General features: G+C 43.9%; 24 protein-coding genes. 11 read left to right on the top strand and 13 right to left on the bottom strand.

Annotated features, from left to right (window positions below):
- Nucleotides 1-84: 84 nt before the first annotated feature.
- From amaB to FHS24_RS03250, 4 genes are all read right to left on the bottom strand, one after another.
- Complete coding sequence (gene amaB / locus FHS24_RS03235; protein ID WP_183618622.1) at nt 85-1,575, bottom strand: L-piperidine-6-carboxylate dehydrogenase; 1,491 nt, start codon at nt 1,573-1,575, stop codon at nt 85-87.
- Nucleotides 1,576-1,745: 170 nt separating this feature from the next.
- A complete protein-coding gene (hglS, locus tag FHS24_RS03240; protein ID WP_221185010.1) occupies nt 1,746-3,146 on the bottom strand; it encodes a 2-oxoadipate dioxygenase/decarboxylase HglS in 1,401 nt (466 codons plus the stop codon).
- Nucleotides 3,147-3,345: 199 nt separating this feature from the next.
- Nucleotides 3,346-4,617, bottom strand: a complete 1,272-nt coding sequence (locus tag FHS24_RS03245) for a 2-aminoadipate transaminase (RefSeq protein WP_183618627.1) — start codon at nt 4,615-4,617, stop codon at nt 3,346-3,348.
- A 271-nt stretch (nt 4,618-4,888) separates the two neighbouring features.
- Entirely contained in the window at nt 4,889-5,836 is a 948-nt protein-coding gene (locus FHS24_RS03250) for a LysR substrate-binding domain-containing protein (protein ID WP_183618629.1), read from the bottom strand.
- 416 nt (nt 5,837-6,252) lie between these two features.
- On the opposite strand from FHS24_RS03250, the gene FHS24_RS03255 reads away from it, so the two are divergent.
- Nucleotides 6,253-7,452, top strand: coding sequence for a sugar transporter (locus FHS24_RS03255; RefSeq protein WP_183618631.1), 1,200 nt, complete (start codon nt 6,253-6,255; stop codon nt 7,450-7,452).
- A gap of 122 nt (nt 7,453-7,574) precedes the next feature.
- On the opposite strand, the gene arfB is transcribed toward FHS24_RS03255, so the two are convergent.
- The 5 genes from arfB to FHS24_RS03280 all read right to left on the bottom strand — a co-directional run bounded on the left by arfB (nt 7,575) and on the right by FHS24_RS03280 (nt 12,754).
- On the bottom strand, nt 7,575-7,988 hold the full coding sequence (arfB, locus tag FHS24_RS03260; protein ID WP_183618633.1) for an alternative ribosome rescue aminoacyl-tRNA hydrolase ArfB: 414 nt from the start codon (nt 7,986-7,988) through the stop codon (nt 7,575-7,577).
- Between the two features lie 288 nt (nt 7,989-8,276).
- On the bottom strand, nt 8,277-9,041 hold the full coding sequence (locus FHS24_RS03265) for an SDR family oxidoreductase (protein WP_233449076.1): 765 nt from the start codon (nt 9,039-9,041) through the stop codon (nt 8,277-8,279).
- Between the two features lie 42 nt (nt 9,042-9,083).
- Nucleotides 9,084-9,866, bottom strand: coding sequence for an SDR family NAD(P)-dependent oxidoreductase (locus FHS24_RS03270; RefSeq protein WP_183618637.1), 783 nt, complete (start codon nt 9,864-9,866; stop codon nt 9,084-9,086).
- A gap of 3 nt (nt 9,867-9,869) precedes the next feature.
- The gene (locus tag FHS24_RS03275) at nt 9,870-10,877 is read right to left on the bottom strand and encodes an NADP-dependent oxidoreductase (RefSeq protein WP_183618639.1); all 1,008 of its coding nucleotides are present in this window, start codon (nt 10,875-10,877) and stop codon (nt 9,870-9,872) included.
- A 56-nt stretch (nt 10,878-10,933) separates the two neighbouring features.
- The gene (locus FHS24_RS03280) at nt 10,934-12,754 is read right to left on the bottom strand and encodes an acyl-CoA dehydrogenase (protein WP_183618640.1); all 1,821 of its coding nucleotides are present in this window, start codon (nt 12,752-12,754) and stop codon (nt 10,934-10,936) included.
- A 173-nt stretch (nt 12,755-12,927) separates the two neighbouring features.
- Between FHS24_RS03280 and FHS24_RS03285 the strand changes: the two genes are divergently transcribed.
- Nucleotides 12,928-13,950 (top strand): GlxA family transcriptional regulator, encoded by a 1,023-nt coding sequence (locus FHS24_RS03285; protein WP_183618641.1) that lies wholly within the window; start codon nt 12,928-12,930, stop codon nt 13,948-13,950.
- Between the two features lie 131 nt (nt 13,951-14,081).
- Here FHS24_RS03285 and FHS24_RS03290 read toward each other — a convergent pair whose 3' ends face one another.
- Entirely contained in the window at nt 14,082-15,368 is a 1,287-nt protein-coding gene (locus tag FHS24_RS03290; protein WP_183618645.1) for an LD-carboxypeptidase, read from the bottom strand.
- Nucleotides 15,369-15,650: 282 nt separating this feature from the next.
- On the opposite strand from FHS24_RS03290, the gene FHS24_RS03295 reads away from it, so the two are divergent.
- Nucleotides 15,651-16,061, top strand: a complete 411-nt coding sequence (locus FHS24_RS03295; protein WP_183618647.1) for a YkvA family protein — start codon at nt 15,651-15,653, stop codon at nt 16,059-16,061.
- A gap of 108 nt (nt 16,062-16,169) precedes the next feature.
- Here the strand turns inward: FHS24_RS03295 and FHS24_RS03300 are convergent, their stop codons facing one another.
- The 3 genes from FHS24_RS03300 to FHS24_RS03310 all read right to left on the bottom strand — a co-directional run bounded on the left by FHS24_RS03300 (nt 16,170) and on the right by FHS24_RS03310 (nt 17,428).
- Nucleotides 16,170-16,475, bottom strand: coding sequence for a hypothetical protein (locus tag FHS24_RS03300; protein ID WP_183618649.1), 306 nt, complete (start codon nt 16,473-16,475; stop codon nt 16,170-16,172).
- A 124-nt stretch (nt 16,476-16,599) separates the two neighbouring features.
- Complete coding sequence (locus FHS24_RS03305; protein ID WP_183618651.1) at nt 16,600-17,157, bottom strand: hypothetical protein; 558 nt, start codon at nt 17,155-17,157, stop codon at nt 16,600-16,602.
- A gap of 4 nt (nt 17,158-17,161) precedes the next feature.
- Entirely contained in the window at nt 17,162-17,428 is a 267-nt protein-coding gene (locus FHS24_RS03310; protein WP_183618653.1) for a hypothetical protein, read from the bottom strand.
- 21 nt (nt 17,429-17,449) lie between these two features.
- On the opposite strand from FHS24_RS03310, the gene dnaQ reads away from it, so the two are divergent.
- The 8 genes from dnaQ to FHS24_RS03350 all read left to right on the top strand — a co-directional run bounded on the left by dnaQ (nt 17,450) and on the right by FHS24_RS03350 (nt 26,337).
- Nucleotides 17,450-19,054, top strand: a complete 1,605-nt coding sequence (gene dnaQ, locus FHS24_RS03315) for a DNA polymerase III subunit epsilon (RefSeq protein WP_183618655.1) — start codon at nt 17,450-17,452, stop codon at nt 19,052-19,054.
- Nucleotides 19,055-19,231: 177 nt separating this feature from the next.
- A complete protein-coding gene (locus tag FHS24_RS03320) occupies nt 19,232-20,914 on the top strand; it encodes a hypothetical protein (RefSeq protein ID WP_183618657.1) in 1,683 nt (560 codons plus the stop codon).
- Between the two features lie 125 nt (nt 20,915-21,039).
- A complete protein-coding gene (nudC, locus tag FHS24_RS03325) occupies nt 21,040-22,119 on the top strand; it encodes an NAD(+) diphosphatase (protein WP_183618659.1) in 1,080 nt (359 codons plus the stop codon).
- Between the two features lie 124 nt (nt 22,120-22,243).
- Complete coding sequence (locus tag FHS24_RS03330) at nt 22,244-23,095, top strand: RnfABCDGE type electron transport complex subunit B (RefSeq protein ID WP_183618660.1); 852 nt, start codon at nt 22,244-22,246, stop codon at nt 23,093-23,095.
- Between the two features lie 52 nt (nt 23,096-23,147).
- Nucleotides 23,148-23,843 (top strand): endonuclease III, encoded by a 696-nt coding sequence (gene nth / locus FHS24_RS03335; RefSeq protein WP_183618661.1) that lies wholly within the window; start codon nt 23,148-23,150, stop codon nt 23,841-23,843.
- A 97-nt stretch (nt 23,844-23,940) separates the two neighbouring features.
- Complete coding sequence (locus FHS24_RS03340; RefSeq protein WP_183618662.1) at nt 23,941-24,537, top strand: DJ-1/PfpI family protein; 597 nt, start codon at nt 23,941-23,943, stop codon at nt 24,535-24,537.
- Between the two features lie 144 nt (nt 24,538-24,681).
- A complete protein-coding gene (gene metK / locus FHS24_RS03345; RefSeq protein ID WP_149489126.1) occupies nt 24,682-25,848 on the top strand; it encodes a methionine adenosyltransferase in 1,167 nt (388 codons plus the stop codon).
- A gap of 135 nt (nt 25,849-25,983) precedes the next feature.
- Nucleotides 25,984-26,337: a DUF3144 domain-containing protein gene (locus FHS24_RS03350; RefSeq protein ID WP_193031653.1), complete on the top strand. Its 354-nt coding sequence runs from the start codon at nt 25,984-25,986 to the stop codon at nt 26,335-26,337.
- The last annotated feature ends 112 nt before the right edge of the window (nt 26,338-26,449 follow it).

The raw sequence follows: 26,449 nt of genomic DNA on the forward strand, positions 1-26,449 counted from the left end.
ATTGGCTACCAAAATAACTGATACTTGGCTTGTTAAATAGGCGCTGAGCCTACTTAACAAGCGTCACATCACGTCACATTCTTATTAGCCAAAGTTGATGCCTTGCGCTAGTGGCAGCTCGGTTGAATAGTTGACTGTATTGGTCTGACGACGCATATAAGCTTTCCATGCATCTGAACCTGATTCACGACCACCGCCTGTTTCTTTTTCGCCGCCGAATGCACCGCCAATTTCAGCGCCACTGGTACCGATGTTGACGTTGGCGATACCGCAATCACTACCGCGGTCGCTGAGGAACGTTTCAGCTTCACGTAAGTCATTGGTAAAGATACAAGAAGACAGTCCTTGTGGCACATCGTTTTGCATCTCTAGCGCATCGTCGAACTCCTTATAAGGCATGACATATAAAATCGGCGCAAACGTCTCACTACGTGCCACATCATTTTGCTCATCAAGCTCAACAATCGCAGGGGTCACATAATAAGCGTCAGGGAATTTATCCATTAATACACGTTCGCCGCCCGTGACTTTACCGCCAGTATTGCGGGCTTTTTCTAACGCCGTTTGCATATTATTAAAGCTGTCTTCATCGATTAGGGGACCGACCAAATTGCCTTCTAGCGGATGACCGATGCTCACGGTCTCGTAAGCAGACTTCACGCGCGGTAAGATATCGTCTTTGACCGACTCATGAACGAATAGACGGCGTAAGGTGGTACAACGCTGCCCTGCCGTTCCTACTGCTGAGAATAGAATGCCACGTAGCGCCAAATCCAAGTCCGCCGTTGGTGCCAAAATCATGGCATTATTGCCACCAAGCTCAAGCAAGCATTTACCAAAACGCTCAGCGACTTTTGGTCCTACTTCTCGGCCCATGCGTGTACTGCCGGTGGCACTGACCAAAGCGATGTCTTTATTTTCAACCAACGCATTACCGATATCGGTTTTGCCCAATATGATTTGCGATAAATGTGCTGGTGCCTCACCAAATTTTGCCAACGCTTTTTCAAATAACGCTTGGCACGCTAAGGCGACGAGTGGGGTTTTTTCTGAAGGTTTCCAGATGACAGGGTTGCCACAGACGATGGCCAGTGCCGTATTCCAAGACCAAACCGCAACGGGGAAGTTAAAAGCAGAGATGACGCCGATGACACCCAGTGGATGCCATGTCTCACGCATATGGTGACCTGGGCGTTCTGAGGCAATGGTTAGACCATAAAGCTGGCGCGATACGCCCACGGCAAAGTCACAGATATCAATCATTTCTTGTACTTCGCCAAGGCCTTCTTCTTTGATTTTTCCGGCTTCTAGCGATACTAAGATACCTAAGTCTTCTTTGTGCTCACGCAGGACTTCACCCAATAGACGAATCAGCTCACCACGTTTAGGGGCAGGAACGACACGCCATTCTTGGAAGGCTTGTTTGGCATTTTGGATTTTAGTATCGACGTCGGCGACTGTATCTAGCGTGACTTTACCGATGACTGAGCCATCAATTGGGGTGGTGACTTCAAAGTCGCCATTTTGATAGTGTGCTTCTTCTACGCCCATTGCAGACATATATTGCTTAATCATAATCAATCCCTTGCATATTGGTATAATGGTTTACTACGTCCTTGACTGACTTATAAAATTACCCTGCTACCTACTAAGTTGCAAAATAATAAATTTCTTGCAGCCATTCCTTTTTGGAATGACGTGCTAATAAGTCGGCTATACGCTAGACATTTCTAGCCTAAATTTTACTAAATATTGACACTAGACAGGCACTGCTCAAGGCTTTGCGCCTGCATCGCTTCATACAATGCCATCTCATCATAAATGGCGGCGCCCAAATCACGTTCAAACTCTTGTTGGCTTGAGTAACCATCATATTGGCTTGGCTGCGCCTCTTGCAGATTCGATTGAAAGATACCAGCGGCACTAACGGGCAAAAAATCCTCATAAACGATAGGTTCAATGCGAAGCACTTCATCATTAATCAGAGCAGTCAGCTTAGCATTAGTCACTTTATTCAAATCATCATTGGTTAAGGTAGCGGCCAATAATGCTTGACCATCTTCAGAATCAAGGGTGCTGTCCGTCAGCTGGTAATAAAAATACGCCAGCCCCTCATCGTGTAGAGTTTGATAATCATCAGGAAAAGCGGTAAATACCTTGGTTAAAATTTGATTATACTGAGCCGCATTGTCCTCATTTGGGGTAGCACCAAGCTGGCGGCGAGCTGCGGCCAATAATTCATCATAAAGCGCGCGGCCCTTTTGCGTTAACGCCACACCGCGTTGTTCAATCTCTCCAAAGCGCGCGGTATGGTGCCCTTGCTCGTACTCTTCATGGCTAGCGTCTGAGTTATTAGCAACTTTAAAGCCAACCGCTTCTTGTAGCGCCTTAAAACTGGTTTGCCTTAATAATATAGGACAAGCTCTACGTGGCGGCCCTTCGATGATGGCTTTTGAAGGTATGTCGCGTGCTTGCATTCCTTGTTGTACCGCATCAATATCCAAGGTTCGAGGCGTTAAATGATTGATATGCGGACCCTTAAAGCCGACCACATCAGCGACAAGTGGATGCTGATTTAATAGACGCTGATAGAGCGCTTTTGCCACCGGCGTTTTATCATGCCAACGAAATGTCTCTATCGCTTCTTGGATAAACTGATCTGCTTGCTCAGTGGTCAAGCCACCTTGCGCCTCGAAAACCTCAATAAGCTCAATGACGCCAGTAGTGAATATCTGACGCTGCGCCAATGTGGCCGTGGCTTCTTGTTGTAAGGTCTCATCGGCAATCAAATCTAAACGCAATAACGAGGTAAAGACGCGAAAGGGACTTTTATGCAATGAATGGGAGTCAAGCGCACGAAAGGCTGTTGAATGTACTGGTACGCCAGCAGGGGCTAAATCGTAGTAGCCAACAGGGTGCATACCCATCACGGCAAAGAGACGGCGCAACATGCTCAGCTCTGCTGCGGTACCCAGTCGAATCGCCCCGTGGCGCTCCATGCTCAGACGCTCAATCTCGCCCGTATGCAGCAGCTGTGATTTGATATCGGGATGTGTGGTCAACACCTCGGCATTGACATCGCTGACCAAATCGACCAAATCGCCGTACAGCGGCACCTCGTTTTGGTACATGGCTGACATGGCCATAGAAAAATCATGGCGGATATCATCGCTGCAGATAAAATCCTTATCTGGACTGACGCTACTATTTTTCACAAATAAACATCCTTGTAATAGAGTTAATAAATTTTTAGCTTAACAATAAGTGTTTTATTTCGAGCATTTGGTTATGAAGATGCGCTATCTATCCTAAGCACTCTTAAATATTCCTAAACATGCCTAAGCATTAAACGACAGGTAATCCATAAGGAAGTGCGATGAGCACTTCTTTTAGAATATCCAATCCTTCTTTGAGGGTGTCAGGCTCTATTGTGAGTGGTGGCAATAAGCGGATGATATGGCGATGTTGCCCACTTGGCATCAGCAGTAGACCACGCTCACGCGCTTTGGTTAATACTTGCGCCATGACACTTGGATGCACATCGTGCTCAGGATGACGCAGCTCAATACCGCGCATCGCACCGATACCCGTAAGACCAAACAACCAAGGCGAGATACCTTCTTGCTGCCATTGGCTAATGGTCGTTTCAATCGTCTGGGCATAATGTTTGGCTGACTGCCAAACGTCATCGGCTTCCATGATATCGAGCGTGGCATTGGCAGCAGCGCAGGCGACTGGATTTCCGGAATAGGTACCACCCAAGCTGCCTTTGGGTAGACCGTTGACCACACTAGCCTTGCCGATGACTGCACCTAAAGGCAAGCCACCCGCAATACTCTTGCCAAGTAAGATAAGATCAGGCTCAATGCCTAAATGGGTAAAAGCAAACGGCGTACCAGTACGACCATAACCAGATTGGATTTCATCCATGATAAGTAACATGCCCTGCTCATCACAAAACTTACGTAGATACTGCGCAAAGGTGGGCGACAACAACTGAAAACCGCCTTCCCCTTGTACAGGTTCGACGATGATGGCACCGATATTATCGATATCGGTTTCTACCACAAATAAACGCTGGAGCGCGTCAATCGCTTGCTCGTCGCTGATATTGTTATCAGGACTAGGAAAAGGAATGTGATAAACGCCGCTGGCCAACGCGCCGAGCCCGCGCTTATAAGGCGCGACCTTACCATTGAGATTGACGGCAGCCAGTGTGCGCCCATGAAAGCCGCCATCAAATGCAATAACGCCTGTGCGACCCGTTTTCATGCGTGCTATCTTGATGGCGTTTTCGGTTGCTTCTGCGCCGCAGTTGGTTAGCATGCCTGCCAGCTCACCGCTGATGGGTACAAGCTCACACAACCGCGGCATAAAGGTTTGATACGGCTGATGCGCTGCCGCATTGTAGGCATAGTGAATCAGCGACTGGGCTTGATGAATGATGGCGTCAACAATGTGAGAATTGCAGTGACCAAAGTTTAAAACACCAATTCCGCCAACAAAATCGATATAACTGCGGTCATTGTCGTCCCAAACTCTGGCGTTTTTTCCTTTGATGAGTGTGAGCGGATGCACCATCGTAAAGGCATCGGTCACGTTATAAAGCTTGTCCATGATGAATCTCTATCTCTTCCTTGAGTTAGACTCATTTCAACAAAACATCATTCCAGCAGCAAACGAATAATAGTTGTGGTGGCATTCCTTTTTGTCATTACCAGTAAATTAGCTCCCTAAACGAATCCTTTAAAAAACAAAAAAACTGCGTATTAAGGCAGTTTTTTTGTTTAGCTTATTAAATCCTTACAGCAAACAACTTTGCAAGATAGAATTCACAAGACCAGTGCTATAGACAAATACTTTAGATCATAAATAAACGTAAGTGACATTATAAAACCAATCCTAACGCCTTTTCACGCTCATCTGAGATTGCCAAATAAGCCGTAATCCATTCTAAAACTGCTTTTACCTTATGCGATTGTCCTGAAGAGACAGGATAAGTCACATAATAGCCGCCGCGACCCTTTGCTGCATAATCCCACGCCATCACTAAAGCGCCTGATTGTAGCTCGGGCTCAACCAAACGTAACGGCACCAAGGCAATGCCATAGCCAAGTAAGGCGGCAGAAACGCAGGCATGAAAAGTCTCAAAACGTGGACCTACAAAGGTGCCATCGACGCTGATATCTTGTTGCTTAAAGTACTCATACCACGCACTTAAGCGCGAGCTTATTTGCAATAACACATGGTCATCCAAACACTCACTACTTAGCGTATTACCTTGTAAATACTGCGGCTGACAGACCGCAACGCAGTATTCATCGAACAGTTTTATAGCTTCCATATTGCTCCACATACCATCACCATATAAAAAAGCAATATCGACATTTTGGTCTTCAGAAAAAAATGGCCCCGCCAACTCTTTAATATCTAAGTTAATAAGGGGATATTCTTGACTAAAGCCACTCAGTGCGGGAATCAACCAACGGGCACAAAATGTCGGATGCGAGACGATTTTTAGCAGCTCAGTATTACTGCTATGCGACATCAAATTGGTGGTTGCTACCTCGATATGTTTTAAAATCTCTAAAACTTCAAGATAATATACTTTACCAGCAGGGGTCAGTGAAATCCGATGCGGCGTCCGATAAAACAAAGATAGGTTTAGCATCTCCTCTAACTGCGCCACTTGCTTACTGATGGCGCTTTGAGTCATGTGCATCTCTTGCGCCGCATTGGTAAAACTCAAATGACGGGCAGCGGTTTCAAAACATTGCAGCGCCGTCGTTGAAGGATATCTTCTAAAGGCCAGCGGTTTATTGGTGTCTGTTTTCATAGATTGCTTTTCTTTTATTCCATCTTAGTAAAATATCAATAACTCTTTAAAATCACATTATCAGGTATTCCTAGCCTATGGCGTCATCATACCTATATTCAAGCTTAAATAGCGATACCTCACCATAAGCACTATGTAACTGACACTGCTACCATTATCGGTTTTACTTAATCATGAATTTGAAAGTCCACTTAATTATTCAGTCGCCAATTTTAAAGACTCTCCTACAAAAAATACCCTCAATTCCTGATAAAATAGTAGGGTCTGATGATAGGCTCTGAGATACCGCAACTAATTTGCTATCTTGCCCTCCTCTTTTTCATCATTACGACCTATGCCGCCGTTATTCTTAAACTCATGAATTATTTTTCAGCTAACGTTATTTGTTAGCGCCCTCTTTATTTGTATTGGATCATATGAAACATAACCTTGAGGTGAGCTCAAATGCTCGCCGAACTCAGTATTTCCAAGTATTTTTGATGGGCGTCAGCGCCTTTATTATGAATACCACCGAATTTGTCCCCGTTGCCCTATTAAGTGACATCGCCCAAGATTTTTCCATCACTACGGCTGAGACTGGCTGGATGTTGACGCTGTATGCGTGGATTGTCGCAGCCATGTCACTACCATTGATGCTGCTCACCAGTCGCTTTGAGCGTAAAAGCTTACTCTTAGGCTTGTTTGTGGTTTTTATTGCCAGCCACGCCTTGTCAGTATTTGCTTGGAGTTTTGATGTATTGCTGATTAGCCGCGTTGGTATTGCGCTATCACACGCGATATTTTGGTCCATCACCGCCGCGATTGCGATACGCGTGGCACCGGAAGGCAAAAAAGCACTGGCGCTTAGTGTACTCGCGACCGGTACCTCATTGGCAATGGTACTTGGCGTGCCACTAGGGCGCTTAGTTGGTCAATGGTTTGGCTGGCGGGCAACCTTTGGTGGTATTGGGGCAATTGCTTTTGTCGTATTTGTACTGCAAATGAGACTGTTGCCAACATTGCCTAGCATGTTTGAAGGCTCATTTAGAAAAATTCCAGAATTGCTCAAAAATCCCTTGTTGGTCTGTTTGTATTTACTTATTTTACTGGTCTTTACCGCTCACTATACCGCTTATTCTTATATAGAGCCTTTTATGCGGCAAGTCGGTGCAATCAGTGAAAACGCCGCGACTGTCGTCTTGCTATTATTTGGAGTGGCAGGGATTGCAGGCAGTGTGATATTCAGTCGTTGGGGTGATCGTTTTAATACCAGATTGATGCTGATATCGATAATATTAATGCTGCTATCTATGCTAGTGCTGCTATTTGCCGTGACATCCATCTGGGCGCTGAGCTTGATTGCGTTACTTTGGGGCGCGGCGCTTATGCTGCTGATTATCTCCATGCAAGCCAAAGTCATCATGGTTGATGTCACGGCGCAAGACATGTTGATGTCAATGTTCTCAGGCATCATTAACTTAGGGATTGGTGCAGGTGCGCTGTTTGGTGGTTATGCAGTGACGCATATTTCAATATCAAGCGTCGGCTATGTTGGCGCAGCTATCGCCAGTGTGTCGCTGCTCTTGATGTTATTTATGATAAAGCGTTTTCCTGAATTAAGCAGAAGACTTGGTTAAGCAAAAGACTCGGTTAATTAGAGAAGTCTGATAATAAATAAGGCTATAAAAAATGCCAGCCACTTAAAGGGGCTGGCATTTTGCTGCTTGCTTTATTTAAAAGTATCAAAAAAGAAACCTATTTAAAAATCTACCTTACCGCGTAAGGCTTTGGTTTTACCGCGCTGGGTCTTTGCATCAACGCGTTTACGTTTGGCATTTCTGCTAGGTTTGGTAGCTTTGCGGGTTTTATTGACATGAGTTGATTTGATAATAAAGCTTTGCAGCCGCTCCAAGGCATCAATTCGATTACGTTCTTGGGTACGAAATTGCTGCGCCTTAATAATTAGTACGCCTTCTTTAGTGATTCGATTGTCTTTACTGTCCAATAAACGCTGTTTAATGACATCGCTCAAGCTCGAAGCATGAATATCAAAGCGCAAATGAATCGCAGAAGAGACTTTATTGACATTTTGCCCTCCAGCGCCCTGCGCACGTATCGCGCTAATTTCTACTTCATTGTCATTAAGGATGATGGTATTACTGATAAAAATCATAAAATGCTTTTCTATATCGTTAATAGGTAAGATAAATGATAAAGCATTATCTATATTTTGGGCACTTTAAAAAGTTACAAGGCAACAGGTAGAAGTTTTCCAAATATAGTAATAACGGCGCAAGCTCACAAATTTATCGCAGCCAATCGCAATCCATTAATACTCGCATATTTAACATTGCTTTTGAATCCTTATACTATTTATCATTATTACCTATATACAATCAAATAAAAACCGCATGCTATTTATTGACATGCGGCTCTAGCAATTCATCTGACATAGTATAAATTACGCCAACATGCCGCCGTCAACGACTATCGTTGCGCCAGTGGTATAACTTGATGCGTCAGACACCAAATACAATACCGTGCCCGCCATTTCATCAGGATGGGCAACACGCCCCAACGGGATTGCATGCAGCGCCATTTTTAAGACTTTGTCATTGGTCGTTAAAGCAGAGGCAAACTTAGTATCGGTTAAACCTGGCAATAAGGCGTTGACGCGAATGTTTAATGGACCACATTCTTTGGCAAAAGCTTTGGTCATGCTAATAACCGCCGCTTTAGTGATTGAGTAGATTCCTTGCTTGTCACCCGCGACCAAGCCATTGACCGATGCGGTATTTAAAATCACCCCACCGCCCTGTTCGCGCATCATTTTTCCCGCTGCCATCGACATAAAGAAATAACCACGAATATTGACTTCGACCGTTTTATCAAAAGCTGCTAAATCAGTATCTAAAATATGACCGTAATAAGGATTTGCTGCAGCATTGTTCACTAAGATATCGATTTGACCAAATTCGCTTTTGATGTGCTCAAAAATAGCATCAATTTGATCCATCTCGCCCACATGACAGGCAAAAGCGCTGGCTTTATGACCATCATCGATGATGCTATCCGCGACCGCTTGGCAAGCATCAATCTTACGGCTAGAGACAATTACATGCGCGCCTCTTGACGCCAATAAGCGGGCGATAGATTCGCCAATACCGCGGCTCGCACCCGTAACCAAAGCAATCTTACCCGTTAAATCAAATAAATCTTTCATCATTATTCCTTATATTTTTAAATATTTTAATAAATACTTTTGATGTTAAGCCAGCATACCGCCATCAAGGGTAAAGGCATGACCATTCATAAAGCTGCTTTCATCACTCGCAAGCCATGCAATCGCGCCCGATACCTCATCAACTTCACCCAAACGGCGTAGTGGACTGGCTTTTATCGTCGCTTGCTGGGCGCGCTCGTCCATATTAGCCATGGTATTACGCACCATTGGCGTATCGATAAAGCTTGGGCACACGGCATTAAAGCGAATATTGACGCGAGCATATTCATGGGCAGCAGATTTGGTCAGACCCATCACGCCATGCTTAGCAGCACTATATGCTGACAGCAACGGCGCTGAACGCAGGCCTGCGATAGACGCTATATTAATCACATGGCCGCCGCCATTGGGCGCCATACAAGTAACTGCCGCACGCATACAATGCCAAACACCTTTTAAGTTAACGGCGATATTACGATCAAAATCATCATCACTTAATTCATGCATCGGTGCAGGCTGATGGTCAATACCCGCATTATTTACCACGACATCAAGACCACCAAGCTCTTTCATAGCAAAGGCAAATAAGACGCGCACTTCATCGCCACTGGTCACATCGACCTTTTTAAAGACGATGCTGTTGCCAGCATCTTGTGCTTGCTTAGCAACAGCAGCACCCATCTCTTCTGCCATATCACCGATAACGACTTTCGCACCGCGACTGGCTAACAATAACGCACTTGCTGCACCGATACCTGATGCACCGCCTGTGATTAAGATGCGTTTACCCGTTACGTCTGATGCAATTCCATTTGTATTCAGTGTCATGATTTATCCCTCTACCTTAAGTACCAGTTTGCCGAAGTTTTCACCTTTAAAGAGCATCATCAACGTCTCAGGGAATGTCTCGATACCTGCAACGATATGATCTTTTACTTTAATATCACCTGATTGAATCCAGCCAGCAATGTCTTTCATTGCCGTCGGATACTCTTTGATATTATCGAAGACGACAATACCTTCCATTCGTGCACGATTGACTAATAGAGACAAATAGTTTGATGGACCTTTTGCTTCTGTGGTGTTGTTATATTGGCTAATCGCACCGCAAATCACAATACGCGCATGCAGGTTAATTTGTGTCAGCACGTCATTTAAAATATCGCCGCCGACGTTGTCAAAATAGACATCGACGCCGTTTGGACAGGTTTCTTTTAACGCTTTTTTTACATTCTCATTCTTATAGTCGATTGCCGCATCAAAACCTAGCTCATCGACTAAGAATTTACATTTCTCAGCACCACCCGCGATACCAACCACGCGGCAGCCTTTAATTTTGGCAATTTGCCCAACCAAACCACCAACAGCACCGGCAGCGCCAGAAACAACGACCGTCTCGCCAGCTTTTGGCTCGCCCGTTTTTAATAAACCAAAGTAGCCCGTCATACCCGGCATGCCAAGCACACCCAAGTAATAAGACAATGGCGCAAGGCTTGGATCGATTTTGTGTAGTCCAGTACCATCACTGACTGCATAGGACTGCACGCCGTTATGACCTACGACATAATCGCCGATGGCAAACTTCTCATGCTTACTTTCGATGACTTTGCCGACAGTACCAGCTCGCATGACATCACCAATCTGTACCGGTGCAATGTAAGACTTAGCATCATTTAACCAACCACGCATCGCCGGATCTATCGAGATATACTCAATCTTTATCAGTAACTGACCATCCGTAATAGTTGGTACTTCTGTTTCGGTATAATCCCAAGTCTCAGCGATTGGCTCGCCAACTGGTCTTGCTTTGAGGCGCCACTGCTTATTTATCGCGGTCATCATTTATTCCTTTAAAATTTTATCCGTTATTAATATCAAATAGGGTTCAAAATTACTTAGAACCACGCTGCCTGCATATCTGTACATACCGCATTGTCGTTATTTAACAAAGCAATATCGCGATTGATTAACGGTAATTCCCAATCGATAAAGTATTTTGCCACTTGTATTTTGCCATGATAGAAGTTTTGCTTTTCAACATCCTGCGTTGAGCTGTCGTTAATTTCGCTTAGCAATTGCTCAGCCTTACTCGCTTGGCGTATCCAAATCCAACTCACCACGATGGAGGCAAAGATATTCATCAGTGCTTGCGCATTACCGGTCAGCGTAATGGCTTTTTCTGTTTGTAAAACCTTGCTTAAGCGTACCAATACTTCATGCAGATGACCCATATAAGGCATCAATTTACCCGCCAGTTTGGCAGTTTCTGGTGTACTAATATTTTCTAAATCCTGCGTGATTTCACGTTTTAGAACTTGAATACCAAGACCCTTGTTTTGCCATAACTTACGAAATGACAAATCTAACGCTTGCACGCCATTTGTGCCTTCATGGATAGGATTCAGACGATTGTCACGCCAAAATTGCTCGGCCTGATATTCACGTGTATAGCCTGCGCCGCCCAATACTTGAATACCCAAATCATTGGCTTTAGGCCCAAATTCAGACGGCCATGCTTTTAACACTGGGGTTAATAAATCCAGCAATTCTGAAAGCTCATTTTTCAATGCAGCCTCTTCACAAGTATTAATACGGTCAATGAGGTTTGAGCCATATAAACACAGTGAAATACCGCCTTCGGTATAGGCTTTTTGCGCCAGTAGCATACGCTTGACATCACCATGATTAATAATTGCCGTTGCCGCATCTTCAGGCTTATTATTAGGCGCGATTCTGCCTTGCATTCTGTCTTTGGCATAATCTAACGAATACTGATAACCGCGATAGCCAATCATCGCTGCGCCAAAGCCAACGGCAATGCGTGCTTCGTTCATCATTTTGAACATGTAGCGCAAACCAAAATGCTCTTCGCCTATAAGATAGCCGTGACATTCACCTGCATCACCAAAGCTTAATGTTGTAGAAGTCGCGCCTCTATAGCCAAGCTTATGAATGAGTCCGGTTAAATGCACGTCATTGCGCTCGCCAACCGATAAATCGTCATTCAGACGATACTTCGGCACAGCAAATAAAGAAATACCTTTGACACCGCCAGGACCACCCGGCACTTTAGCTAAGACCAAATGCACGATATTGTCAGACAATTCGTGATCGCCTGCTGAAATATAAATCTTGCTGCCTTTTACGCGATAGCTGCCGTCGTCTTGCTTTACTGCCGTGGTTTTGATATCGGCAAGCGACGAGCCAGCATGTGGTTCGGTTAACGCCATGGTGCCCGTAAATTCACCCGTCAGCATACGCGGCATAAAGGCATTTTTAATCTCATCACTGGCGAAATGTGAGATAACATTAATCGCCGCCGTGGTTAAAAATGGATAAGCAGTGGTCGATGGATTGGCTGCCATAAAATAGCCTGCCACAGCGGTCATAACCGTTTCGGGTAATTGCATGCCACCATCGTCAAAGCTATAACGACCCGCGATGAAGCCCGACTCGCGGAACGCATCAAAGGCAACTTTTACGTCACTTATCATGCTGACTTTTTTGCCATCGAACTGTGGCTCGTTCTTATCCGCCACATGGTTATGAGGCAAGAATAAATTGGTCGCGATTTTATTGGCGGTGTCTAATACCGCATCGAAGGTTTCGCGGCTGTGTTCTGCAAACTTCGGATGCTCGTTTAAATGTTCAATGCCTAATACATCATATAATTGAAACGGTAATTCAAAGTCATTGATAAGCGTATCTGCTGCCATAGTATTCTCATTAAATTTAGTTATGCATTGATATTAATCTAATTCATCGCCTTGCCGTATTGTCATTTATGACATAATTATGGTCAAATAAGACAAGCATAATTACATTTAATTAGAAAAACGTAGTTGGAAAATACTATTTTTAAAATGTTTCTAAAGGAAATCACACAACTATGCCCTACTTTAAACCCTTTAAAGTCATCATTGTCGGTTTCGATGGCGTACTTGGCAGCGCTTTGACAGGAGCGCTAGATTTATTTTCATTTACTGGCGTCAGTTGGCAACGATTTTTAAATGAGGCAGTAGAGCCGAGGTTTAATGTACAAATCGCCAGCCTAGGTGGTGTTGACATCAGATGCAGCAACCGCTTAATCATGCAAGCGCATTGCGATATTCAGGAAGTGACAGAGTGCGACTTATTATTAATCCCAACGATTGGGGATTCGATCGATAAAGTATTAAGTCAAAACAGGGAATTAATTGTTCATATAAAGCGGCTGGCAAACACCAAAGCGGATATTGCCAGCAACTGTAGCGGCGCTTTCTTTTTGGCAAAGGCAGGTTTGTTAGATCATAAGATAGCGACGACCCATTGGGGCTATGCGAGTAAATTTAAGGCAGACTTTCCACTGGTTGATTTGCAAGAGAACCAATTTGTCACTCACTCAAAAAGCCAGTCAAAAGACCAATCAGGCAATATATTTTGTGCAGCGGGCGGTAGCGCCTTTTATGACTTGGGATTATTACTAATCGAGCGCTATTGCGGGCGCGAGATTTCTACTCAAGTGGCAAAAACTCAGATTATTGATAGTAAACGAGGCAATCAAAACAGTTATACCAATGTGACCTTACATAAGCCGCATTCAGACCCGCTGGTCAAGCAAGTGCAAGAGTTTATCGAGGAAAAATTTAAAAGTCCTATTCAAGTGAGCACTTTGGCTGCGATGATTAATATCACCCCGCGCACTTTAAACAGACGCTTTCAGTCGTCTGTCGCTATGCGTCCGATCGAATATATTCAAGCGGTCAGAATTGAACAGGCAAAACGTTTATTAGAGTCAGGAAATGTCACGATAAAATCGTTGGCGGAGCAAGTTGGCTACGATGATATCTCATCATTCACTCGGCTTTTTAAGCGTGCCACTGAGCTGACCCCGAAAGAGTATCAAGATAAGTTTTCGCGCTTAGCGATTTAACTTTATAGCAGATGCCTTTTGAAAGTAATAGGTTGCTGCTGTGATATGTTCTCTGCAGACTCTGAAGTGGCGAAGTTACACAGCAAGCAAAGAAAATTTATCACAGCAAAAAAACTTTATAGACCTAAATTTTATTGCCACAACCCTTCGACATGAATCGCATCAGCTTTAATTGTTGGATAATCCGTAAATGTTAATTGGTAGCCGCCGATTGCATTGGGGCTAATTTGACACCTTGCCCCCAGTGGAAAGCTGTGTTTTTGTCCAATATGACCAAAGCTCATGCCGCTATAAATAGGCAATCCTGTCAGCTTATGCAATTGACGAACCACCGTGGCGACATCATAACGCTTGTCATAACTGTCCTCACCTGTACTCGATAATGCGCCAAATACGATTGCTTGCTGACCTTTAAACGCGCCTCCTAGATACAAATCATACAGCATGCGCTCAATACGATAGGCTTGCTCGCCCACATCTTCTAAAAATACAATACCGCCGTCAATACGTGGTAAATACTCACTACCTGCTAGCGCGGATACCACACTCAGATTGCCACCCCAAATAGTGCCAGTTATCGTTTTAGGCTCAGCTTTTGTCAAAATACTCGGTAAATTCTGACTCGTTAACGAGGCATCTGCTATATTGATAGCCAAATTAGGATTGGTTAATGCTTCCGCAAACTGTCGGCAACTGACTCGATTGGGTTTGATCTTACCAAACTCACTATAAAGCATCGGTGCGGCAAGCGAGCTCATGTTTCCTTTTGCCAATAGCGCGCACTGGATGGCTGTAACATCACTAAAACCTGCGAGTATCGTGCCCCGCTCTTTCATAATGCGCCCAAGCGTCGACCAATCAACCATCGGCAATAGACGCACAGCACCATAGCCACCGCGTACGCCAAGCAGTAATCTGGGTGCAGCGATTGCTCCCGTCGCAATATTTTGCAAGTCACTGGCTCGCTGTGAATCGGTACCTGCAAAACGCAGATACTGCCGAGTGGTAATCGCAGGATTATCCACCTTAAAACCCGCACAAGCCAAACGATCTAACGCCAATTGATTGCGCTCATTACTACCACCGACATTGGAGCTGGCAAAAAGCCGCGTTTCAACATTTGGTATGATACAGCTCGTTTGCGCCTGTAATGTTTCGGGCGCTGCTTCTTGTAATGGCAGGCTCTCATCCATCAATGCCGTTGGCAGATCATCTTTGGTAAGTTTTGTACTATTATCTTGTTCAATACTACTAGAAGCCAGCGCCTGAGTCATGCTTTGGGTTACTAATAATCCTGCCCCCGCACTGATTCCTACTTGACGTAAAAACTGGCGACGATTAAGCCCAGAGATAGTTTCACTCGCTGTATGACCATTCTTACTTATATTATCTTTTAATAACTGACTCTTGGCACCCATATCTCGCTGCTACCTTATCTTTTTTATTTTGATATATTTTTTAACCATCTTTCTTTATCTTGGCAATTCTGCAACCTACTTACTTAAACACCACAGCAGCATATTGTAGACGCTTTATTGGCTATAATAGTTGCCTAAACTTTGCCCGTATTTACTTTTTCGCTACTCTATAGACTAAAAACATAATCTAATTAAAGCTATTAATAATACGCAATATTGGCGCACGCCACGACTTTGTTGTAGTATGAGAATACCGATTGCGCTTAAATAAGGATAATAATAATGGCTGACAAAGCGACTGATAAGCAAAAAAAAGATGAGATATTGGATGCCGATTTAGAATATCTCATTAATGAAGAAGAAAAACTGCAAGAAAAGCTAAAAGATAGTAGCCATCTTGAGCGCTTCACCAAAGATTTGATGCTTTTTATGAGTTTGCTTAAAGATTATTACAAAGGCAATTATCGCGACATTCCTTACAAGACCATTTCAGCGGGCGTCGTTGGGCTACTTTATACTCTCAACCCGATTGATATCATTCCAGATTTCATTCCTTTTATCGGTCATATAGACGATGCGCTGGTACTCACCTTTTGCCTAAAACTTATCGAAAAGGATTTGCAAAAATATCAAACGTGGAAGAAAAGCGAATCAACTGTCAAAACTGAAACCAATTTAAAGAAAAACACTTAACTATTTGCAAGTTAGATTCCTCAAATGAGCATTCTAAAAAGCCACGACCGATAAGTAAGTTATCAGCCGTGGCTTTTTTATCAATCACGAGCCATTTATCTATATAGGTTAATCCGGCACTTCATAATTGGCTTTTTCTGGATTCAAACCAAATGAATACACAAAGGTAGCCACTAAGCTGTTAATAATAATAAAAGGCAAGTCTACGGCAACGTGTCCAAGCAAATAGCGACCGATAAGCCATGAAACAATCAGCATAATAATAAAAAACCCGCCAAGATACGCTAAGATTGCTGGATGCTTAAGATTATAAGGCTGTGCAGGTTTAGGCTGTTTATCTAGAATATAGGTTCTGACTGCCCAACCCGCCGCATAAGAAAATCCGCCTAACACCACATAACTAAAAAAATTCATATTGCTTGACTCTAATGACGTATTTGTTGATTACAGAAAGCTTTGATTGTTTATAGGTAACTTTCTTCGCTTATTATAATACCCGATAAAGGGCTATTTATATAAAGGGTTCTCTATAGCTTTACTAGCTACTCTCATTCACATTATCAATCACAATGTTTGAATGAGGATTGGCTAAAATATCCGTATTAACATCGTCACACTCGACACGGTAAATGGTATTGGCACCTCGATAAATGTAGGATAAATACTCACTATCAAGTAGTGGGTCAATATTGGCATAGACAGGCTTCACATGCGCCAGTACCAGCACTCTGTCTGGACGACCGATGACCGCATCGACATTTTCAGGGTCGATAGAGAAATATGTCGCTATGTCGCTATTTTCGATCACCTCTAACGGCTCAGCATCATCCCAAACGCGCTTGGCGCTTGCCGGCTCTTTCATTTGCATCACCCACGCGCCACCTTCTTGGCTGACCTTTATTTGTGCAGGCTCGTCATGGCTGACAGTGTAGCAGCCTTCAAATATGGATAAATCCGCTGTCGTTTCTATCTGTTTAGTATCGGCTTGCGTATTGCTATTATTGCAAGCACTCAAAAACAGCGCACTACTTGCTGTGATAGCGACCATCAAAGGCGTCAATGTTTTATAAAACACGTTTGAGCGTACGGACATCATAGGGTTATCCTGCATTTGCATATAAAAAGCTGTTATCGAGCGTATGACTATTAAAAACAATTAAATCGTGCCATCGCACTACAATCGCAGCCATTTTAACAGAAAACCACCGCGTTACTATTATCATCACTACTATCATCTGTGCTTTTACGATTTTGTGCATGGCAGCTGCCCATAGCTGGGCTAGATTTGCTATACTCAAACCTAAAATATAGCGTGCTAGCGGGTGTAAAATAGCACTACCGAAACCTCCCTGCTCCACGTTTACCATTTATTAGGTCAATACGCTTTTATGTCAGACACTTCTACTTCAGCGCAGTCATTTAATACGAGTAACGCCATAAACCCGTTGGCCGCGAAACCTAATACGACAGTTGCTTATACTGACGGTGCGTGTAAAGGCAATCCGGGTGCTGGCGGCTGGGGCGCGCACCTGATATTCAGTGATGGGTGCACACAGGATTTATATGGTGGTGATAAAGAAACGACCAATAATCGCATGGAGCTGATGGGCGCGATACAAGCACTGACCCACAGTCCGCATGAGCACAACCTTGAAATTTGGACAGATTCAAGCTATGTCAAAAAAGGCATTACCGAGTGGATTGAAGGTTGGAAAAAAAGAGGCTGGAAAACGGCAAGTAAAAAACCCGTCGCCAATCAAGACCTTTGGCAGCGACTAGACGAGCTATGCCAGCAACGTGATGTTGATTGGCATTGGGTCAAAGGTCACGCCGGACACGCAGGCAATGAAAAAGCAGATGAGCTAGCAAATTTAGGCGTGACCTCTAGCAGTGAAAATACTGCCATACTCAATTCACAAGAGACTGCTAAAAAAAAAGAGCAAATAGTGACCGATAATACCCAGAACGCTAGCGATGATTGGCTAAAATTTGATCCGTTAGGGTTTGATATGATGGATGATGAGCTTGATGCGGAGTTATTAGACAGTCAAACAGACAGTCAAAACCATCATGATACGATGATAACTACAGATGCTTTAGCTGCAGAAAATAGCAATGAGCACCATGCTACCAAAACAATAAGCGATACAGTGATGCCAGACACCAGCACAAATAACCAAATAGCAGATATAACAGCTGATATAGAGACCAGTAGCGAAGCCGATACGCCAAAATTTGATGGTGATACCAGCCGTGCCAATCCGTATTTTATACCGCTGCTACCCAAACCTATCCATCGTCATGAATCTGACCGCCAGCTTATTATGGATACCGAGACTACAGGTCTTGACCCAATGAAGGGTGACCGTATTATTGAAGTTGGTATTGTAGAGATGGTTGGGCGTAAATTTACCGGCGAAAAGCTCCACGTCTATATCAACCCGCAGCGCGGTATGGATGAAGAAGTTATTCGCATTCATGGTATCTCTGAGGCATTTTTAACCGATAAGCCAACCTTCGATCAAGTCGCTCAGGCGCTGTATGACTTTATGGACGGTGCCGAAATCATCGCTCATAATGCCACCTTTGATATGAACTTCTTAAATATGGAGTTCGCCAAAGTTGGCATGCATGACTTTGCACAGCGCGTCCAAGTGACCGACTCGCTGGTCATGGCCAAGCAGCAATATCCGGGGCAAAAAAACACTCTAGATGCCCTCGTGCGCCGCCTAGATGTCGGTAAGCAAGACCGTACTTTCCACGGGGCATTACTTGACTCAGAGATTTTGGCTGAAGTTTATTTGGCAATGACCGGCGGCCAAGTCACCCTTGCTATCGAGGACGACACCCAAGCCGATGGCGGACATACCGCCCATGCAAGCTTTGCTGATTTGGCCAGTTTATTAATGACGTCAAGCAGCAATGAGAGCGCCAATCAAAGCTGGTATGCGGCACTTGCTGAGGATTATCCTGCGCTTAAAGATAAAATGTAGCCGTTATAATCACCAGCATTGAAATCGCTTTTTTTATTAAAATAACCTCTTATACTGGCGGTTAAGTAAGTTACTCTTGATTATTATGACAATAAGCGTTAAAACCTTATTCATATTATTTTTAATTGATCATAAACCATTGCTATTTTCATCAGTACGTCATGGAAAAAAACAACTATGAACCATTCTACGCAAATGAAATTAACCGCCCCAACCTTGAGTGTGACTGATTTTAACCTTCCATCACTGCATTTATTGCACGATGAAATTAAAGTCATCTTAAAAGACACTGAAATTCATCTGGGCGAATTTAATGATGATAGTAGCCAAGCACCTTTATTATTAGATTCTATTATTGTGTTAAAACAGCTGTCTTGTATTTTTGAGCTGATTGCTTTGGCAGGCGCAGAGGCGCTCAATAACGCAATCGTCCATGGTTTACAGCAACTTTATGACAGCGGTGATAATAGCAATACGGCTTTGATTATGGACTTATCAGAAGCCATTATGACACTCGATCGTTATATTGAGTTTGTCTTATTGACTGAGTCAGTAGAGCCAACTTTACTACTGTCTATTATTAATAAGCTCAATGCTCACGGGCAAGAAGCACCGATCGCTGCCGATTATTTTTCCACTTTTGGTAGCAGTAGCGTCATCATTGCCAATCCTGAAAACAATTTTCAACCGCTTCACGAGCTCAATCTTGATAGCGAATTATTGACTTACGCTTATCGTAGTGGACTTGGTGTTGCTTTGTTAAATCAAGATGGCAACGTGAGCGACGATGAGCAGAAAAAACTCGATGCGATGTCAGCAGCTTGCGCTTTGATAGCCGCAAACTCTAACCGTTTGTTTTGGCAAGCGGCAACTGCCGCCGTGGCGGATATTGCCAGCATTTTACCGCTGAACTTAAGCCAAAAACACACGCTTATTTATTTAGAGCAGCAGTTCCAAAGCTATCTGCCTGTAATGGACACACGCTTTGCAGACTTGGTCAGCTTTGCTTGCCAGCGCGATACGGCAGAGGCCAAAATACTGCGTGAACAATATGCTGCCAATCAGCTAGAAACACCGCAACTTGAGCAAATGGCTCGCTTTTTATTTGGTCCTAATCGTGCATTAACGGACACTTTAAACACTATTATTCAGGCACAAATCAATACCATTAAAGAAAATGTCGATAGCTACGCACGCGGCGACTCCATCAATCCTGTGGATATGCAAACCTCACAAATCACTGAGCAGCTGACCGAACTAAGTTCAGCGTTCCGATTATTGGGCTTAGCAAATGCCGCAAACAGCTTGAGTACTGCAGCAGATGCCGTGAGCAAATGGCGCGCGCCTACTCCAGAAGATTTCGACCATTTATTATTGGCATTGATGCACGCTGAAAATGCTACTATCGCCATGGCAGAAATGCACACCCCAGGGGCAATTTATTTGCCTTTGAATAATCCACATATCTCATTACATCAGCTGAATACCGCTTATGATACGCTGATACAAGAAAGCCGTACCGCCATTGCTAGTGCCGAACAAGCCATCAATGACTATTTGGCTGAGCCTGAGCGTGATGTATTGAACATTCAAAATATCCCTGAAATGCTACGTCAAGTATCAGGTGCGGTGCGCTTTTTACAATTGCCCACCCCTGCTAGTATGCTCAGCCAATTAGCAAGTTATTTGCAGCAGCGTATTGATATTGGCACACGGATTGATGATGGCACCTTGGCTTATATTGCCGATGTCATTATGGCCGTCGACCATCATTTAGATGGCTTTGAGAACAATCGCCCCGTGAGTAAACAAGCGCTAGATGTTGGGCAACAAAGCTTAAGCCAACTGCTTGCTGCCTAATTGCTAGGTTAGTAGGTAGGTAGATTGCTCATTTACTTACTGAGTTATCATTTCACTGCCCATTTTAAACAGACTCCTATCGATGCGGATATGAGTCTGTCTTTGATTGTTTGGAAACTTATCCTATGACCCACGCCTTTATACTTCGTGACGAAACGGTTTTATGTCGTCAAACCCCCAATGGCTGGTTGCCTATACAGGTTCAGTTACCAGATTCGGTTAATGATACAGCGTTAAATACTCATGACATTCATGACACGCAGCCAGCCTATCAAGTTGGGCGAGTCACATTACTTGAAAGCTTAGCGCCGACTCATTGGTTACCTAATGATGATGTAAAAAGCAGCACCCGTAGCATTGATAGTACAGATACAGATAGTTTGGCTGATTTTGAAACTGAGACTACCTATACTTTTACATCACAAGCGGCCATTGCTATTACTTATGACTATGCCATAGCTCATCATATCGATTTACCTAGAATTTTTGAAAGTCATGATATAGAAAGCAACGCTCTAAAGAATAACGATTTAACAAGTAATAGCGACGAGAAAATTAGTCCAGACACCGATACTTGCGCTTTTATTGCTTATCGCTTGCTTATCACGCAGCTGCCGTTCGCGTTATCCGACCAACTGAGCCAAGCCATACAGCTGCTTCGTTGGCAAGCAGATACGCAGTTTTGTAGTCGCTGCGCAGCTCCAGTGGTGCATGCCACAGGTGGTGAGCGTGCGATGCTCTGCCAAGTTTGCCGCTTACGCCAGTATCCGCGAGTGCAGCCGTGTATCATTACCGCCATTACTCGACCGAATCCGCAAACGGGTGAAATGCAAATTTTACTGGCGCACCACCACCGTTATGGGCAGCAAAAAACGCCTCAACAAGCGCTACAATATGGCTTGATTGCCGGTTTTGTAGAAGTCGGTGAAAGCTTAGAGCATGCGGTGGTACGCGAAGTGGCCGAAGAGGTAAATATTAGCCTTAAAGATATTCGCTATGTCAGCAGTCAACCTTGGCCGTTTCCATCTAATTTAATGCTCGGCTTTAGAGCATCGCATGCTGGTGGTGACATCGTCATACAAGAAGATGAGCTGTCACATGCCGATTTCTTTGACCTGTCAGATTTGCCAAAAATACCGTCAAAAGGCAGTATTGCTTATGCACTGATTGCACAAATTGCTCATGAGCAAGGTATCTCGCTCTAATTGATATTCAATTTATAAGGGCAAGATGTCTTTTTATGAATATAGATGTTCTTAATAAGTATCTCTATTACCTTATTTATTTTTAATATCAGCATCTAGCACTGATATAAAGGTTTTACATTAAATGCAAAGCACCATGAATAAAAACAGCCGTCATATCCGTCTGACCAATCTCCCTATTTTGTTCGATAGCTTGAACATAGAGAGCTTGCCTGCCGCCACTCAAGCAAAGATTGCGCGCATTGATGCCTGCTTGCCGCAAACACAATGCGGACTTTGCGACCACGCTGATGGCTGCTTGCCGTATGCGGTGGCGATTGTTATCGACAATGAGCCTTATAATAAATGTGTGCCTGGCGGTCAGCCTGTGACCGATGCTATCGCGCAAATTGTCAATCAAAATAGCAACGATACACAAGCATTTAGCGCTGAGCCGTCAAAATGGCCAATAGATGTAAGCTCACAGCGTCCAGTAGAAGTGCACGCGGTGATTCGAGAAGATGATTGTATCGGCTGTACCAAATGCATCCCTGCCTGCCCGGTTGATGCCATCGTCGGTACTGGCAAGCATATGCATACTATTTTTACGGACTTGTGCACGGGCTGTGAGCTATGTATTGCACCCTGCCCGGTTGATTGCATTGATTTGGTCACCGTTGAGCGCACCTTATCGACAGCTGAGCGCGCGCTTGAACAAGAGGATTTGCGCCAGCGTTATCATACGCATTTAAGACGCGTCAGTGAGCAATTGGCTGATAGCAGCAATAGCAAGCCTGTGTTCAGCATGGTAGAGGCAAAACTGAATAATGCCGCCAGTCAATCGTTAAATATCAGCGAAGCACAAGCAAAAAACACCATTGCAGCAGCAAAGCTACGCAGTAAAATTAAGAAGTTAGAAAAGCAACTTAGTGTACGTCCAAATGAAAGTAAACAACTGGAACTTGAAGGATTACAAGCTGAGCTTGCACAACTTTAATAGCAAATATCTACTCCTGAATAACCAATGAAAAAATAATGGTAACAATACCATGAGTAAAGCCGTTAAACATAAAACTGCCGATACCCCGCCATCGAGGCGCATGCCCAATCGTGATGTGCGTCCGTTTTTTGAGAAGTTGGCGGCGACGATTGATGAGCCCGTGACTGAGCTCAATTACAGCAGTAACTTTGAGCTGCTTATCGCGGTCATATTATCGGCGCAGGCAACCGATGTCAGCGTCAATATTGCCACCAATCAGCTTTATCCGGTAGCGAACACGCCTGAGTCGATTTTGGCATTGGGCGAAGAAGGACTGAAAGCGTATATTAAGAATATCGGCTTATTTAATGCCAAAGCCAAAAACGTCATCAAAACCTGCCGTGACTTGATTGAGAAGTTTGATAGCACCGTCCCTGATAACCGCAAAGACTTAGAGTCTCTAGCGGGCGTCGGACGTAAGACGGCGAATGTAGTCTTAAACACAGCTTTTGGACAGCCGACGATGGCAGTCGATACCCATATCTTTCGCGTCGGCAACCGTACCGGACTTGCCACAGGCAAAAACGTCTTAATCGTTGAGAAAAAACTGGTCGAACGTATCCCCGATGACTTTATCGTTGATGCACACCATTACTTGATTTTGCACGGGCGCTATACTTGTCAGGCTCGCACCCCAAAATGCGGCGCTTGCCCTGTGTACGAAGAATGTATGTTTAAGGATAAAGCCAATTTTTTAGAGCTTTAAAGACTTTTAGAGATTTAGAGGCTTTTAGAGATTTAGAGGCTTTTAAAAGTTTTCTTTCTAAATACTTCGGCTTAATACTTTAACTTAAGGAAGCAGAATGCAGACCTTGACCGCACTTGTATTTGATGACTTTGAAACTTTAGATTTATTTGGGCCTATTGAGCTATTCGGTAGCTTACCTAACGATTTTCACATTCAGTTTGCGTCAATGAAAGGTGGTATCATTCATAACCATCATGGTGTTGCCTTACAAACTGTCGCAGTAGCAGAGTTAGCCCATCAAACGAATATATTATTGGTCATCGGCGGTAAAGGTACGCGTCTACTCATCAATGATAGTAAGTTTTTGCAAACCCTGACTACGCTCGCTGATAACGCCGACTGGGTGCTTAGCGTCTGTACAGGCAGTGCTTTATTGGCAAAGGCAGGTATTTTAGACAATAAACGAGCCACGTCAAATAAGCGTGCTTGGCAATGGGTTACCGAACAATCAGATCAGGTTGATTGGATAAAGCAGGCGCGCTGGGTCGTAGATGGCAAGTTTTATACTTCTTCAGGTGTCACGGCTGGCATGGATATGGCGCTCGGCTTTATTGCTGATAGACAAGGTCGCGATAGCGCAAAGGAAGTCGCCGACTATACAGAATACCGCTGGCAAGAAGACAGTCACCTCGATGATTTCTACAATTGTTAGCCGTCATGGCTGATACTAGAGTTTTACCTCAATTCACGGTAAAATACCATAATTTTTTGATTCACTTTTACCTTCTATTTTCCGTTAACATTTAATAATGACTGATTTTATATATTACAGTCCCTGCAATTAAGCGATCCCACTATGCGCGAATACAACTTATTTACCTCAGAGTCTGTGAGCGAAGGCCATCCAGATAAAATGGCTGACCAAATCTCAGATGCTATCCTTGATGCCATTTTACGCCAAGATTTACATGCCCGTGTGGCGTGTGAAACGCTGGTTAAGACGGGCGCGGTAATACTAGCAGGCGAAGTCACTACGACTGCCAATATCGACGTTGAACGTATCGTACGTGATACAGTAAATGGCATCGGTTACCATCACTCAGATTTGGGCTTTGATGGCGAGACCTGTGCTGTTATTAATATGCTGGGTAAGCAGTCTCCTGAAATTGCTCAAGGTGTCGATCGTAGCGATCCTGAAGAACAAGGTGCCGGCGATCAAGGCTTAATGTTTGGTTATGCCAGCAATGAGACCGAAGTATTGATGCCAGCACCTATCGAATATGCGCACCGCTTGATGGAGCGTCAATCTGAGCTGCGCCGTGGCGGCGAGTTACCTTGGTTACGTCCCGATGCCAAAGCTCAAGTGACTCTCAAATACGACGGTAATAAACCGGTTGCCATTGATGCCGTGGTTTTGTCAACGCAGCATGATCCAAGCATCTCGCAAGCAGACCTGCAAGAAGCGGTAATGGAATCCATTATTAAGCAAGTATTGCCAGCAGATTTATTGCATGCCGGTACACGCTATCATATCAATCCAACGGGCAAATTTGTCATTGGTGGTCCGGTCGGTGATGCTGGTCTTACCGGTCGTAAAATTATCGTTGATACTTACGGTGGTATGGCGCGTCATGGTGGCGGTGCATTTAGTGGTAAAGATCCTTCAAAAGTCGATCGCAGTGCTGCCTATGCGGTGCGTTACGTGGCCAAAAATATTGTTGCTGCCGGTATTGCAGATCGTTGTGAGTTACAAGTGAGCTACGCGATTGGGGTTGCTGAACCGACTTCTATTTCAATTAACACCTTTGGTACTAATAAAATCAGCAACGATGAAATCATTAGCTTGATTCGTAAACATTTTGACCTACGTCCTTATGGTATTACGCGTATGCTGAATTTATTGCAGCCGATGTACCAGCAAACTGCAACCTTTGGTCACTTCGGTCGCCAAGGTTCTGAAACCGCCTTTACGTGGGAAAAAACAGACAAAGCAGAAATCTTAAAAGCAGATGCAGGTTTATAAACCTAACGTTAGATTTTTTACTATTTTATCCATTGTTTGATTTATCCAGTCTTTATCCTTCTTAAGTTTAAAGACTGCCGTAATATATTTAAATTTACTTACCCTTATTAGGAGTCGCTTATGTCTCAAGACAATATGCCAAACAATGCCCAAAATGATGATATTGATGCTGCTCTTGAAATCACCCCTGAGATGCAAGCCTTTTATCAGCGTGCTGATGCGATTATTGGCGTTGCAAACAGTCAACTAGGCCCTGAAGCACATTCAGGTCAAGTAGGCGCGTCACTGCTTTATGCGGCGGCACGTTACAGCGCCTCAGTTGCCTCGATTGGCTTTGTAAAGGGTGATGATTTCGCTAAAGAAAAAGACGATATCGTTGAGTTTTATACCAAACAATATCGCCAAATGCTAAGCGACAACTTGACCGACTACGCACAGAATTTTGATAAGTACGTACAACTTAATAAAGATGATAAACCTGCGCAGTAACTTGTATAAAATCTGATTGCAGAATTTTATTAAGAAGTAACATAAAAAACCCAAGCCTTATAAGCTTGGGTTTTTTTATCTGTTTTGCACTAGATGACTGAGCATAAATCCT

It is taken from the genome of Psychrobacter luti (assembly GCF_014192115.1).
In the GTDB taxonomy this organism is placed as follows: domain Bacteria; phylum Pseudomonadota; class Gammaproteobacteria; order Pseudomonadales; family Moraxellaceae; genus Psychrobacter; species Psychrobacter luti.

Excerpts from the sequence above, each read along its gene's own strand:
- FHS24_RS03290 (WP_183618645.1), bottom strand. The coding sequence starts at position 15,368 with ATGGGTGCCAAGAGTCAGTTATTAAAAGATAATATAAGTAAGAATGGT.
- FHS24_RS03250 (WP_183618629.1), bottom strand. The coding sequence starts at position 5,836 with ATGAAAACAGACACCAATAAACCGCTGGCCTTTAGAAGATATCCTTCA.
- FHS24_RS03295 (WP_183618647.1), top strand. The coding sequence starts at position 15,651 with ATGGCTGACAAAGCGACTGATAAGCAAAAAAAAGATGAGATATTGGAT.
- FHS24_RS03320 (WP_183618657.1), top strand. The coding sequence starts at position 19,232 with ATGAACCATTCTACGCAAATGAAATTAACCGCCCCAACCTTGAGTGTG.
- nth (WP_183618661.1), top strand. The coding sequence starts at position 23,148 with ATGAGTAAAGCCGTTAAACATAAAACTGCCGATACCCCGCCATCGAGG.
- FHS24_RS03310 (WP_183618653.1), bottom strand. The coding sequence starts at position 17,428 with ATGGTAAACGTGGAGCAGGGAGGTTTCGGTAGTGCTATTTTACACCCG.
- FHS24_RS03300 (WP_183618649.1), bottom strand. The coding sequence starts at position 16,475 with ATGAATTTTTTTAGTTATGTGGTGTTAGGCGGATTTTCTTATGCGGCG.
- FHS24_RS03265 (WP_233449076.1), bottom strand. The coding sequence starts at position 9,041 with ATGATGAAAGATTTATTTGATTTAACGGGTAAGATTGCTTTGGTTACG.
- FHS24_RS03275 (WP_183618639.1), bottom strand. The coding sequence starts at position 10,877 with ATGACCGCGATAAATAAGCAGTGGCGCCTCAAAGCAAGACCAGTTGGC.
- FHS24_RS03340 (WP_183618662.1), top strand. The coding sequence starts at position 23,941 with ATGCAGACCTTGACCGCACTTGTATTTGATGACTTTGAAACTTTAGAT.
- FHS24_RS03270 (WP_183618637.1), bottom strand. The coding sequence starts at position 9,866 with ATGACACTGAATACAAATGGAATTGCATCAGACGTAACGGGTAAACGC.
- FHS24_RS03255 (WP_183618631.1), top strand. The coding sequence starts at position 6,253 with ATGAAACATAACCTTGAGGTGAGCTCAAATGCTCGCCGAACTCAGTAT.
- nudC (WP_183618659.1), top strand. The coding sequence starts at position 21,040 with ATGACCCACGCCTTTATACTTCGTGACGAAACGGTTTTATGTCGTCAA.
- FHS24_RS03245 (WP_183618627.1), bottom strand. The coding sequence starts at position 4,617 with ATGGACAAGCTTTATAACGTGACCGATGCCTTTACGATGGTGCATCCG.
- hglS (WP_221185010.1), bottom strand. The coding sequence starts at position 3,146 with ATGGCCATGTCAGCCATGTACCAAAACGAGGTGCCGCTGTACGGCGAT.
- FHS24_RS03350 (WP_193031653.1), top strand. The coding sequence starts at position 25,984 with ATGCCAAACAATGCCCAAAATGATGATATTGATGCTGCTCTTGAAATC.
- metK (WP_149489126.1), top strand. The coding sequence starts at position 24,682 with ATGCGCGAATACAACTTATTTACCTCAGAGTCTGTGAGCGAAGGCCAT.
- FHS24_RS03330 (WP_183618660.1), top strand. The coding sequence starts at position 22,244 with ATGCAAAGCACCATGAATAAAAACAGCCGTCATATCCGTCTGACCAAT.
- arfB (WP_183618633.1), bottom strand. The coding sequence starts at position 7,988 with ATGATTTTTATCAGTAATACCATCATCCTTAATGACAATGAAGTAGAA.
- FHS24_RS03305 (WP_183618651.1), bottom strand. The coding sequence starts at position 17,157 with ATGATGTCCGTACGCTCAAACGTGTTTTATAAAACATTGACGCCTTTG.
- dnaQ (WP_183618655.1), top strand. The coding sequence starts at position 17,450 with ATGTCAGACACTTCTACTTCAGCGCAGTCATTTAATACGAGTAACGCC.
- FHS24_RS03280 (WP_183618640.1), bottom strand. The coding sequence starts at position 12,754 with ATGGCAGCAGATACGCTTATCAATGACTTTGAATTACCGTTTCAATTA.
- FHS24_RS03285 (WP_183618641.1), top strand. The coding sequence starts at position 12,928 with ATGCCCTACTTTAAACCCTTTAAAGTCATCATTGTCGGTTTCGATGGC.
- amaB (WP_183618622.1), bottom strand. The coding sequence starts at position 1,575 with ATGATTAAGCAATATATGTCTGCAATGGGCGTAGAAGAAGCACACTAT.